The following is a 12,630-nucleotide window of genomic DNA, read 5'->3' on the forward strand; positions in this document are numbered from 1 at the left end:
CCATCTTTTGTCCGAACGCGAGCCCTATGAATATCAATCAGTTGTTGTATTGGCACCAGGGCTTGTTCCTCCAGCCTCAGCATTTTCAACACAACGATGCGCGTATCGAGCATCGTCTGACCCGCACCACGCAATTGAACCATCCCTACCCGTGGGGCTTGATCTCGCTGAAGATCAACGAGTCGGCACTGGTTGCCAAACAGTGCCTGCTGGATCAATTGTCGGTGCGTTTCCCCGAGGGCACGCTGGCGGAATATCCGGGCAATGCGGTGCTGGAGTCGCGCACCCTGGACCTGGGTGAGTTCAATGGCGGGCGCACGTTGTTTGTGGGGCTGCGCCGCTTGCTGCCAGGCGATACCAATGCGCAAGTGTTCGAGACCCTGGCCGACGGCACCCGCGCCGAAGCGCGCTTCGTGGTGGCCGCCGACCCGGAAGTGATCGGCGACCGTCTGGGTAACTCCCCGGAAGCCCGGGTGCGCTCGATGTCCTACGTGCTGCGCTTGTTCTGGGAAGACGAGCTGGAGCATTTGAGTACCTACGAGTTGCTGCCGATTGCCCGTCTTGAGCTGGATGGCGACCGCGTGCGACCTGCGCAGCGTTACGTGCCACCGTCAGTCAATCTGGCCGCGTCACCAATGCTCCTGCAAACCTTGCGCGAAGTGCGCGACGAACTGGTCGGCAGGGCTCGGCAGTTGTCGGTATACAAGCAGCCGGGTGAGTCGCGGCGGGGGGATTTCGACGGCGCCCAGGTCAATCATCTGATGGCTCTGGCAGTGCTCAATCGCTATGGCCCGCTGCTGACTCACTTGCTGGAAACACCTCAGGTTTCGCCCTGGCAGCTATACGGCACCTTGCGCCAACTGGTGGGTGAGTTGAGTCTGTTTTCCGACCTCTGCGATATGCTCGGTGAAACCCCGGATGGCCGTTTACTGGTGCCGCCTTACAAGCATGAGGAGGCGGGTGCCGCGACCATTGCCCTGGTGGCGTTGATCGGCCAGCAGTTGAATGAAATCAGCATCGGTTCCGAGTTGCTGGTGCGCCTGCCATTCACTGAAGGTTTTTATCAAGCCGAATTGCCGGACGCCTTTTTCGGCCCGCGCCATCGTTACTTTCTGGTGGCGCGTAGTGCAGCCGACCCGGTGTGGCTGGCCGAGAGCCTGCCGCTCGATGGCAAGCTGGGCGCAGTCAGTGCCATGGAAGGGTTGATCAACCGTGCCTTGCCCGGCGTTGAGCTGATCTACCTACAAGTGCCGCCGCAAGGTCTGCCACGGGTAGCCGGGGCGTTGTATTTCCGTCTGGAAACCCTCAGCGACGGCTGGGACGCGCTGCACCGCGAACGTCAGGCGGCGTTCTTCCTGCCCCAGCCACCGGCTGATCTGGTCATTGATCTGGTGGTGGTGCGCACATGACCCATCCCCGCCTGGCTGACTGCTGGATGTCGATATTCGATGCTGCTAAGCGCGGCTTCATCGATCCTGCGCAGTCCTATGACACCCTTGCGCCAGCGCTGATAGTGCTCCTTGATGCCGCAGCCAACCGGGCTCGCGAACTGCATTTTGCCGAAGCCCAAGTGCGCGAGGCGCTGTTCGCGGTGGTGGCCTGGATTGACGAGACGGCCATGTCTGGCGAGTGGCCCGGTTCGGCGCATTGGCGTCGTGCCCCCTTGCAACGTCATTACTTTTCCACCAGCCGTGCCGGTGTTGAATTCTTTCAGCGTCTGGAAGCCCTGCCCGAGGCAGCGGTGGGTGCCCGTGAAGTCTTCGGGCTGGCCTTGTTGAGTGGTTTTGAAGGTCGCTACGCAACCCGTCCGGGGGGCGAGTTGGCCCAGTACCGTCGGTTGCTTCTGGAGCGGATCATCCTCGATAACGACATGATGCCGCTGGATGCCACCAGCCACCTCTTTGCACAAGCCCAAGACCACCTGCCAAAACGGATTCGGGTGGTGCGCCGTGGCCTGCCCGGTATTTCCTTGCTTCTGTTGATTGGGATTCCCTTGATTGTGTTGACCGTGCTTTACATCAGTTTCGATCTCTCCCTGGGTCGACAAGTCAGCCAATTGTTGGAGATGCGCTGATGTTGAAGAAAGCGGGAGTCTTCTTGCTCTGGGTGCTGGTGTTGGCAGGCTTTGCGTTAGTGCTCTGGGCGCTGGCGCTCTATGAGGATTGGCCACTGTGGTATGTGCCTGTCGTGTTTATCGGCACCGTCCTGTTGGTTTTGCTCCTGCGCTGGATCGGCCGGCGCTGGCACGCCTGGCGTTTGCGGGCGCGGATGAAAAGCGAGTTGCCGCAGAGTCGTCGTGATGCGGCTCCCAACCTTGATCAGGACTGGAACAACGGTGTGCGCCTGCTGCGCCAGTCGCGCCTGAGTCGCTTGGGTTCGCCGCTGTACGTGCTGCCCTGGTTCCTGATGCTGGGCGAGAGTGGCAGCGGCAAAAGCAGTCTGCTGGGCAATAGCGGGCTGACCCCGGCATTGCGCTCGGCCAGCCGTGGCAAGCAGGTGGCTCCTACCGGAACACTGGACTGGTGGTTCCTTGAACGTGGCGTGGTGATCGACCCCGCAGGGCGTATGGCCGAGGGTAATAGCGACGCCGGCCCGGAATGGAGGAGGTTGCTTTACTGGCTGCTGCGTTCGCGGCGTCGGGAGCCGCTCAACGGCGTGTTGCTGGTGATCGACAGCAAACGCCTGTTGACTGATTCCGATGAGCGTCTGGCCGAGCAGGGGCACAATCTGCGTCGCCGTCTTGATGACTTAGTGAAGGTATTCGGGGCGCGGTTGCCAGTGTATTTCATCATCACCGGCGCCGAAGCCTTGCCTGGTTTCGCGCAATGGGGCGCGGCACTTACGCCGGTACAACGTGAACAGCCATTTGGCTTGCTTAGCCAGCAGCGCACTGGCGCGGGCGCTTTTCTTGATGAAATGTTCGGTGGGCTCGGCCGACGCTTGTCTGATCTGCGCATAGAACTGGGCGTGCGCGGCCTGCCTGACGAAGAGGCTTTCAGCCTGCCAGAACGCATCGGCGATTTACGTCCGCGTCTTGAAAAGCTGCTGTTACCGGCGTTTGACGCCAATCCGTACAGCGAGCCGCCTTTACTGGGCGGGCTATTCCTCACCCCCCAAGGGCAGGATGCCGACGCCCGGCCTGAAGGCTGGTTCAGCCATGATCTACTGGGGCAGTTATTACCGGGGCAACGTCACGCCTATCAATCTATCGACAGTTGGCATCGCTGGCGGCGTCTGCTGGCCCATGCCGCAGTGATTGCCTGGCTGGGACTGTGTGTCGGGTTTGGCGCCTTGATGATTTATGCCGACCGTCATACCCAGACGGTGCTCACCGAAGCACTCAACGAGCCACCGGCCACAGCAGATTTTGCCGGTGGGCTGGAAACCGATCTGGATGCGTTACGCCGTTTCCGGCAAGCGCTGATCAATTTGTCTGATGAGCAGCAGGGTGGCTGGCGTGCTTTACTGCCGTTCTCACGACACATCGAGCAGGTGCAGGACCACTATCGTTCTGATTACGTCAGGCTGTTCGACAGCGAAATACGCACCCCCGTGTTCGATGGTTTAATTTCGCAAAACCTGCGTAACGCACTGAACGGCGGCGACCCTCGATTGATTGCTGCGTATGCGGCGTTTCTGGTACGGCGGATCAACCTGCTCGACGCGCGGCTGAATAATCAGTCCATGGATAACTTGCCACTTCCAGGCTCCGAGGTAGGTTTTCTGAACCTGACCTACGGCTCCAAAGTTGCGATCGGCGCGGGGCAACTGGTGACCCTGGGGACCAGCTATCGTTCTTACCTGGAATGGCAAACCGATATGGCGCAGATGCAGAGCCAGCGGGCGGCCTTGCTGGGTCAGCTCGAAAGCATGGGGCTTGAGGGACGTCCCCTTGCGTGGCTGACGGCGTGGGCGGACCTGCAAGGTAATCTGCAACCCATCCTGCTCAGCGAGTACTGGACCGATACCGACAACCCTGGCCTGAGCCTGTCTGGCGCCTATACCTTGCAAGGGCACGGTGCGATTTTCGGCTTCATCGATGAGCTGGGCCGCGCCAGCCGCGACCAGACGTTATGGAAGGCACAGCGGGTGAAGTTTCTGGAGCAATACCAGAGTGACACCCAGGATGCCTGGTATCGGTTCATCCAGGGCAGCCTGCTCAGTGCGCAGACCCGACTGAAAACCCGCAGTGACTGGCAGCAAGCTCTCAGTGTGGTCGGTACGTCCAACGATCCGTTTCTCAAGCTGTTGCACCGCAGTGCCGAGCGCTTTGCCCTGATCCCGGTCGAGCGTCGGGCGCCTTGGGCGAGCCGGGCGGTGGCGCTGGATCGTCTGCTCAAGCTGGCAAGTAACGACGACTTGCATGCCGATGCCAGCGCACTGGGTAACTTGAAGATCACCAACGTCCTGGGCGGCGATGTGCTTAAAGGCATGGCCAGCGGCGGTTCGGTCAAGGACGGTGTGAATGGATTGCGCGACGAGCTGACCCAGGCCCGCACCCTGGCGAAATTCCAGCAGTTGATGAAAGGCGTGGTGATTGACCTGCAAAAAAGCGATGCGCAAGCCTTCCAGGTTGCCCTTGATACGTGGGGCTTTGGCGCTGATCCTGCTGTCAAATCTGCACCGCTGTGGGACGCCGACAATATCCGCGTCGCATTGATCCAGGCGTTGAAGGGGCCGGACCCGCGGGAAGATGTAGTCTGGTCGCTGGTGACCGGCCAGCTGGATTTTGCTTCGCACTACGCTTCCGAGGTGGCGGCGTGTCGCCTGCAAAGTGACTGGAGCGGCCAGTTGCTCAGCGCAATCGAGGGCGTGCACGATCCGGTCATGCTCAACGAACTGCTGTACGGCGAGCGTGGTCAGCTACCCGCATTCATGAGCGGTTCAGTGAAAAGTTTCGTACAGCGCGATGCGCAGCGTTACAGCGCACGCGAAGCGCTGGGCGTTCAAATCCCCTTGACCGGCGCGTTCTACGCCTATGTCAGTCGTATGCAACATGCGCAGAACGATCTGGCCAGCGCCCAGCGGCAAAGCCTGACCCAACAGGCCACCGAGCAGCAAAGCAAGCAGGCGCTGGATGCCGAGCAGAAAACCCTGGCGGCGCAACGGGCGGAACTCAAGCAGAGCATTGCGGCGTTGCAGGCCACCGCTGCGGTGGTGGAGCTGTCCACCACCGCGTCGCAGGTCAATATCAGCGCCCGTTCATTGCCGCAGCAGACGCGGCTGATCCTACAGTGCAGCGGTCGCCCGACGGTGCTGGATAACTTCAACTTCCCAACCAGCGCCAGTTTCGTCTGGGCACCGGGGGCCTGTTCGGATGTGTCGCTGGAAATCGGCTTCGCCAACTTCAAGTTGACCCGGCACTGGACCGGCGACCGTGCGTTCGTGGATTTCCTGCGCTTGTTCAACGGGGGTCAACACACCTTTACCGCCGATGATTTCCCGAGCCAGCGCAATCTGATGGGCAGTGAGAATCTGACCGGCATTCAGTTGACCTACCTCCAGGTCGGCGAGCAGGCCTTGCTGGAGAAGTATGCTCAGGCCGACCAGTTGCAGATCCAGGTCAACGTCATCGATGAGCGCTTGAAAAGCATCGCCGAGCAGTTGGCCGCCATGGAAACCCAGGCCGCCGCCATGAATGTCAGCCTGGCGGCCCTTGGCTCACCGGCCCAACAAGGTGTCGCCAGTATTCAACCGCCGACCCAGATCGCCTGGTGCTGGACGCCACGTCCCGTGGAGAGCGGACTGGCCGCCGGAGAAGGGCTGCGCCTTGATCTGGGCACTTATGACAACGAGACGCGCTTGAAAAACCTTGAGGCGCAATTGCGCACGCTGGGCTTCGCCACCCAACGCGAAGCCTTGCAAACGGTCACCGGTGGGCAGGTACAGCGCTTGCTGGTGGTCGCGTTGCGTGACGATGCGGTTGCGCAACGGGCGATTCGCGACATTGCGCGCAAAATGGGGGTCGCTGCGAAGCTTGATAATACGGCCTCTGGCAAAGTCGGCGTGCGATGAAAGGCTGGCGAAACTCGTTGGCGCTGCGCATCACCTGCGTACTGGCAATGGTGCTGGCCTTGAGTTGGTTTGTCGCCGCCGGGCTTGGCGCCTGGAGGATTTACGGGCAACTGCAAAGCGAGGCGCTGGCTGATCTCAGCCAGCGCCTGCGCCTGCTGTCCAGCGTGGACAATGACGATTTTCGAGATGCCGAAGAAGGTGCCAGACGGCTTATGACGCGCTGGAACAGTGGCGCGGCCAAAGAGTTCGGCAGCAATATTTTCCAGCGCAGCACCATGCATTGGATACTCAACCCGACGCCGCAAAGCGATGCGCAGGCTGCCACCAATACCGACGTGCTGGCCCGTGCTGCCTCTGCGGCGGAAGCGTTCGGTACCGCCGGGCAGGCAATGACCGTCGATACGTTTTTCTATTTCCCGGACGCCGGGGCGGCCTTTTCCACGGAGGTCGACATTCCTGCCGGCTTTGCCCAAGCCCGCGCGATTCATTTGCGGCAACTGTTCGAGGGGTTGGCGCCTGGCGGTCCCGATGTCCTGTGGGACGGGCCGAATTACGATCCATTGCTCAACCGGCAACTCATCAGCGTTGTTGTGGTGTCCAGGGATGCATCGGGCAAGCCGCTGTACATGACAGGTTATGAGTTGAAACTCGATGAGCGCCTGGCGCGAATCGAACAGTTACTCAATGGTTATCCAAGCCTGCTGCTGGATGCACACGGGGCACGCCTTGCCGACCTGTCCGGCAAGGCGCTGGAAGGGGTATCCCAGGATGTGCTGAAGAAGCTGCTCGGCGGTTTTTCCACCAAGACCGAGTTCCCCCGGATCGGTCGTTTCGATGACGACACGCCGATGGTCATTGCCCGGCTGGATCAGCCGGACTGGTATCTGCTGACGCTCTACCCTCAAGCGCAATTACGCTCGGCTGCACTGGGGCTGATACTCGCCCAGGTGCCTTTTGCGCTCATCGGTTTCATCGTGTTGACCCTCGGTTTGCTGTGGGTGTTGCGCCGCAATCTGGCACAGCCCCTGGCCCGGTTTGCCCAGGCAATCGAAAATACCGATGACGATTTGTCGCGGCGTTTGCCAGTGACTCGCGAGGATGAATTGGGTCGCTTCGCCAAGGCCTATAACGTATTGCTCGATGCGTTGCAGGCCCAGCAGGCAGGTCTGGAAAACCTGGTGCAAGTCCGCACCCACGAACTGCATACCGCACGGCAAAACGCAGATCAGGCGAACCAGCTCAAGGGGCAATTCCTGGCCAATATGAGCCACGAAATCCGTACCCCGATGAACGCCGTGATCGGCATGAACCACTTGCTGGCAGACACGCCGCTGACGCCCCAACAGCAACACTTCGTCAAGGCCATACGGGAGAACTCCGAGGCCTTGCTGGCGCTGATCAGTGACATTCTGGATTTCTCCAAGATTGAGTCAGGCAACCTGAACATCGAGCGGATCGAGTTCGACCTGATAGAGGTGGTTGAAGAGGTCACGCAATTATTGGCGCCGCGTGCAGCAGAAAAGGGCGTACGCATGATCTGCCAGATCGCCACGAATGTGCCCGAGCAGGTGCTGGGCGATCCGTGGCGACTGCGCCAGATCCTGCTTAACCTGTTGAGCAATGCCGTCAAATTTACCGCCTGCGGCTCAATTCGCCTGGCGGTCTGGCAGGCCGACGGAGACATGCTCGGCTTTCAGGTAACGGATACAGGCATCGGCATTGCACCTTGCGCACAGCGTACGGTGTTCGACGCTTTTCTCCAGGCCGATGCCTCCACCACCCGCAATTACGGCGGCACCGGGCTGGGCTTGTCGATCAGCCAGCGTCTGGCCAGGATCATGGGCGGCGGTATCGAGTTACAGAGCCAGCCGCAGGTGGGTTCCACCTTCAGCCTGATGCTGCCCTTGGCCAAGTGCCCACCCCGCGCCGCCGATGCGCCGAGGTTATGGGGCTTGCGGACCCTGGTGGTCGACGAGCACGCCGATGAGCGTGAGGCGTTGATGGGCAACCTCGGCCAGTGGCAGATGCTGTGCCAGGGGGCCGCGTCGGCTGAGGATGCTTTGCGGGTGATGCGCGAGCAGGCGCAATTGGGTGTGATGTTCGATCTGGTATTGGTCAATTGGCGCCTGCCTTTCATCGATGGGGTCGAGTTCGCCGGCCTGTGCCGTGCGGACCCGGCGTTGGCTTGCACACGTATCGTACTGATGGCCTCGCATATCGAGGTGCAACTGTCTGCCGATCAATTGCGCGCCCATGGTCTGGCCGCGTGCGTAGTCAGGCCACTGCGTCGTCAGCAGTTTTATCGGACCCTGTGCGAGGTGCAGAGCGGCGCCACTGCGACACTCAACGAAGCACCGTCGCCGTTACGAACCCTTGAGCGCCATGACTACAGCCTCGATGTTCTGGTTGTCGATGACATCGCCACTAATCGGGAAATTACCCAGCTATTCCTGGAGCGTTTCGGTCACCGGGTAAGCCTTGCCCGCGACGGTATCGAGGCGCTGGAAATACTCGGGCGCAAGGTCTTCGATACGGTATTGATGGATGGGCAAATGCCGCGAATGGACGGCATGGAAGCGGTCCGCCGATTGCGTTCGGGGCAGTCAGGAGCGCTGGATGAAGAGGTCTACGTGATTGCCCTCACCGCCAACGCCATGAGCGGTGACCGGGAGCGGTTCATCGAGGCCGGTGCCAATGACTATCTCGCCAAGCCGGTGCTGCCGATGCAATTGTTCGATGCGATCACCCAGGTGATTGTCCGCCAGGTGCAGCGCGGGATGGAGCTGCGTACTGTCGCGCTAGCATCGCCTGCGACAGTGCCGATACCCATTGTCCCCATCTTGTCGAGCGTCGATGAACAGCAACCCTTGCACACGCCACGCTTGCAGCGCTTGTTCATCGAAGATTGCCTGGCGCTGCTGGCCCGGCTCAACGACGCGATCCTCCAGGGCGACTATGCCAACGCCGGGCGTATCGCCCACAGCCTCAAGGGCAGCGCCGGGCAATTCGGCGAGCTGGCGCTTGAAGCCGATGCGGCCTCGATGGAATGTGCCGTCGGGCAATCGAACCTTCCGGCGATCAGCGCCGCCATGCTGCAACTGACCAGGCACCGATTGATACTTGCTGCCCGCCAGCCCATTGAGCCTTGCGAACCGGGGTATCCAGACAATGCCTGACTGCCGTCTATTGATCGTCGACGATCACGGGATGATCCGCGAAGGGTTGTGTGCGTTGCTTGCCAATGCACCGGGCATCGTTGTAGCGGGTGAGGCGCAAGATGGTCATGAGGCCATTGCCCTGTGTCGCAGCCTTCAGCCCGATGTGGTGCTGATGGACCTGAAAATGCCCCTGCTCGACGGGGTTTCGGCACTGACCCTGATTGGCAGGCGCTGGCCGAAAATATTAATCATCGCCCTGACCTCCGACGTCTCCGAGCACAATGCTGCCCTGGCGTTGAGGGCCGGCGCGGTTGGTTATGTACTCAAGCGCAGTCGCCGGGATGACCTGCTGCAAGCCATCGCCCAGGTGCGTGCGGGGAAGATCTTCATTGACCCTGGCCTTGACGCTTCCCAGGTCATTGCCCTGCGCAACAGCGGCGAAACCGCCAGCGGCATTACCCTGACCGAACGCGAGCGACAGGTGCTCAAATTGGTCGCCGATGGCTTACGCAATCGCGATGTCGCGGAAATCCTCTGCATCAGCCTCAAGACCGTGGAGACCCATCGACTCAATGTCATGAAAAAGCTGGATGCACACAACGCCGCGGACATGACGCAATGGGCCTATCGGCTAGGGCTTCTCGGTGAGGATCAATGAATCCTGGCAGGAGGCCGGTTTCAAGCCATCACTTGCCACCCTTCATCCACCCCGAACATGCCGCTTCATAAGCCTCATGCTGATATTTGCTGAGCGTGGCGGGCAGGGCGAAGTCGTGCTTTTTGTTCTGCCCATTGATGGTTTGTGGTGACAGCAAAGTGATTTCGCAGTCGTCGAGCATGTGTAAAAAACTTTCGATCAAGAACTAGCAATAGAAACATTGCAGGGTGACTGTATTTAAGTACCAGAACAGCCATTGGAAAAGGCCGGGGAAATCGACGCGATATGAGACCGCTGTTTCGGCCCGAACACTGAATACAAGATGACTCGCGTGGAAAGGTACAGGGCCTCAGTGATTTGAAGTTCGATCCCTTGCCTTGAGTCGGGTGAGTCGTTGCACGAGCGATGAGTTGTCTGGATTGAACATCATTGTTGATGAATGTTTGCCTGGGTGCCCAGTGGATATAGAACTGGACCGGTTGGTAGTCTGCGGCCTATTGTGTCGCGCATTCGACAATCATGAGCGTCGAACATGAGTCGCTGACCTGCTGTCTTGACCTGGCTCAAGCGCATCGCAAGCAATCAATGGCTGAATACGAACACTGTATTCGGTCAGCCTTTCGGCACCCTTTGAGGGAAGTAATTGATGAGTGACCCAGACTCCCAGGCGACACCATCAGCCTCGGTTCATTTCCCGTTAGGGCTGATTGCGGCATGTATTGCGTTAGTGGTTGTTTTACTCCTGCCGTTACCCATGAACTTACCCGTTGCGGGGCACCGGATGCTGGCCATCCTGGTATTCGCGGTGACGGTCTGGGTAACCGAGGCGGTGTCTTACGAAGCCAGTGCGATCATGATTACCTCGCTGATGGCCGTTCTAATCGGCACCGCACCGACGCTTCAGGATCCTTCAGTGACGTATGGCTCATCGGCCGGAATCACGATGGCGCTCAGTGGCTTTTCCAATCCTGCCCTGGCGCTGGTGGTCGGTGCGCTGTTTATCGCAGCCGCGATGACACACACGGGACTGGATCGGCGTATAGCCCTGGTGACACTGTCGAAAGTCGGCGGCAGTACCCGGCGGATACTGCTGGGCGCCATGGTTGTCATTGTATTACTGAGCCTGGTGGTGCCTAGCGCAACGGCGCGAAGTGCTTGCGTGGTACCGATCATGATGGGTGTGATCGCGGCATTCGGCGTGGCCAAGCGCTCCAATATCGCCGCCGGGCTCATGATCATCGTCGCGCAAGGAACAAGCATCTGGAACGTCGGTATTCAAACGGCGGCCGCCCAGAACTTGCTGACTGTGGGCTTCATGGACAAGATGCTCGGTCAGCGTGTGTCATGGATCGACTGGTTAATCGCTGGCGCGCCATGGGCAATCATCATGTCGGTGGTGTTGATCGTCATCGTGCTGAAAATGCTACCTCCCGAAACCGATAACGTGCCCGGCGGCAAGGCTGCCATTTTGGCGAGCCTGGCTGAACTGGGGCCAATGACCGGCCCACAGAAGCGCTTGGCGGTCGTCTCTGGCTTGCTTCTTCTGGCCTGGGCCACTGAAGGCAAACTGCATTCTTTCGATACGACATCGACGACATACGCCGGGCTGGTTCTGTTGCTCCTGCCCGTGTTCGGGGTCATGACCTGGAAAGACGTTCAGGCACGCATTCCGTGGGGCACTGTGATTGTCTTCGGGGTTGGCATCAGCCTGGGCACCGCGCTGCTGACTACCCAGGCCGGCCAGTGGCTGGGCGTCCAGGTTGTCGGGCACACGGGGCTGGACAAGATCGGCACGCTGGGGGTATTTGCCGTGCTCAGCGCCTTCCTTATCCTGATCCACCTGGGCTTTGCCAGCGCGACTGCGCTGACCTCGGCGTTGCTGCCAATCCTGATGGCGGTGCTGCAAACCCTGCCTGGGGATTTCAGTCGACTGGGCATGACCATGCTGCTTGGATTTGTCGTCAGCTTCGGTTTCATACTGCCCATCAATGCGCCGCAAAATATGGTGTGCCTGGGCACCGATACCTTCAACCCCAAACAGTTCGCTCGGGTCGGCGTGGTGATCACGCTGATCGGTTATGGATTGCTGTTGGTGTTCGCCAGTACTTACTGGTCTTGGCTGGGATGGATGTAAGCGCAAGGCGCCTCATCATTTAGCCAGGACGATGATGGCAGGCAGGCGATCTCGCCTGCTCGGTCCATCAGTGCCGCGGGCTTGCCATAATGCCAGTCAGTTAAGCTTTTTTCGGGCGATTTCCAGTTTGCGTTCATCTTGGAAAGGCCCGAAATCATTGAGCTAGACTTTTGTGGTCTCAGCTGTTTTTTCCTTAACTGATCGACCGCTGCATTGAAGACATCCCTCAATAGCGCGCCGCGATGGATGGGGCGCAGTTCAACCTGTAGGAGCCAACTTGTTGGCGAGGCGAGCAACGCGGTGCGCCAGGGGCACCGCTTCGCGAACAAGTTCGCTCCTACAGTGCGCTCTCCAGCCCATGAACGACCGCTGCATTGAAGACATCCCTCAATAGCGCGCCGCGATGGATGGGGCGCAGTTCAACCTGTAGGAGCCAACTTGTTGGCGAGGCGTCTAACGCGGTGCGCCTGAAACACCGCCTCGCGAACAAGTTCACTCCTACAGTGCGCTCTCCAGCCCATGAACGACCGCTGCATTGAAGACATCCCTCAATAGCGCGCCGCGATGGATGGGGGCGCAGTTCAACCTGTAGGAGCCAACTTGTTGGCGAGGCGTCTAACGCGGTGCGCCTGAAACACCGCTTCGCGAACAAGTTCACTCCTACA

General features: G+C 59.8%; 7 protein-coding genes and 1 pseudogene. 6 read left to right on the forward strand and 2 right to left on the reverse strand.

All coding sequences use genetic code 11. The annotated features are described in order from the left end of the window. Window positions 1–26 precede the first annotated feature (26 nt). From tssK to VGC62_RS24480, 5 genes are read left to right on the forward strand one after another with little or no spacing between them, the layout of a single operon-like run. The gene (tssK, locus tag VGC62_RS24460; RefSeq protein WP_331189655.1) at window positions 27–1,409 is read left to right on the forward strand and encodes a type VI secretion system baseplate subunit TssK; all 1,383 of its coding nucleotides are present in this window, start codon (window positions 27–29) and stop codon (window positions 1,407–1,409) included. Next, entirely contained in the window at window positions 1,406–2,074 is a 669-nt protein-coding gene (locus VGC62_RS24465; RefSeq protein WP_331189656.1) for a DotU family type IV/VI secretion system protein, read from the forward strand. The genes tssK and VGC62_RS24465 overlap by 4 nt, the downstream gene beginning before the upstream one ends. Beyond that, the gene (locus tag VGC62_RS24470) at window positions 2,074–6,015 is read left to right on the forward strand and encodes a type VI secretion protein IcmF/TssM N-terminal domain-containing protein (protein WP_331189657.1); all 3,942 of its coding nucleotides are present in this window, start codon (window positions 2,074–2,076) and stop codon (window positions 6,013–6,015) included. The genes VGC62_RS24465 and VGC62_RS24470 overlap by 1 nt, the downstream gene beginning before the upstream one ends. Then, window positions 6,012–9,191: a response regulator gene (locus tag VGC62_RS24475; RefSeq protein WP_331189658.1), complete on the forward strand. Its 3,180-nt coding sequence runs from the start codon at window positions 6,012–6,014 to the stop codon at window positions 9,189–9,191. The genes VGC62_RS24470 and VGC62_RS24475 overlap by 4 nt, the downstream gene beginning before the upstream one ends. After that, a complete protein-coding gene (locus tag VGC62_RS24480; RefSeq protein ID WP_331189659.1) occupies window positions 9,184–9,831 on the forward strand; it encodes a response regulator in 648 nt (215 codons plus the stop codon). Before VGC62_RS24475 ends, VGC62_RS24480 begins: the two co-directional genes overlap by 8 nt. A gap of 28 nt (window positions 9,832–9,859) precedes the next feature. Here the strand turns inward: VGC62_RS24480 and VGC62_RS24485 are convergent. Beyond that, window positions 9,860–10,036: pseudogene (locus VGC62_RS24485) on the reverse strand (DUF3010 family protein); the annotation flags it as partial. A gap of 441 nt (window positions 10,037–10,477) precedes the next feature. Between VGC62_RS24485 and VGC62_RS24490 the strand changes: the two are divergent. Next, window positions 10,478–11,965 carry a DASS family sodium-coupled anion symporter gene (locus VGC62_RS24490; RefSeq protein ID WP_331189660.1) on the forward strand — a complete coding sequence of 496 codons (1,488 nt, stop codon included), beginning with the start codon at window positions 10,478–10,480 and terminating at the stop codon, window positions 11,963–11,965. Here the strand turns inward: VGC62_RS24490 and VGC62_RS24495 are convergent. Then, window positions 11,938–12,294, reverse strand: coding sequence for a hypothetical protein (locus tag VGC62_RS24495; RefSeq protein WP_331189661.1), 357 nt, complete (start codon window positions 12,292–12,294; stop codon window positions 11,938–11,940). The two genes, VGC62_RS24490 and VGC62_RS24495, sit on opposite strands and share 28 nt — an antisense overlap. Between the last annotated feature and the right edge of the window lie 336 nt (window positions 12,295–12,630).

This window comes from Pseudomonas sp. (genome assembly GCF_036404235.1).
GTDB lineage: Bacteria > Pseudomonadota > Gammaproteobacteria > Pseudomonadales > Pseudomonadaceae > Aquipseudomonas.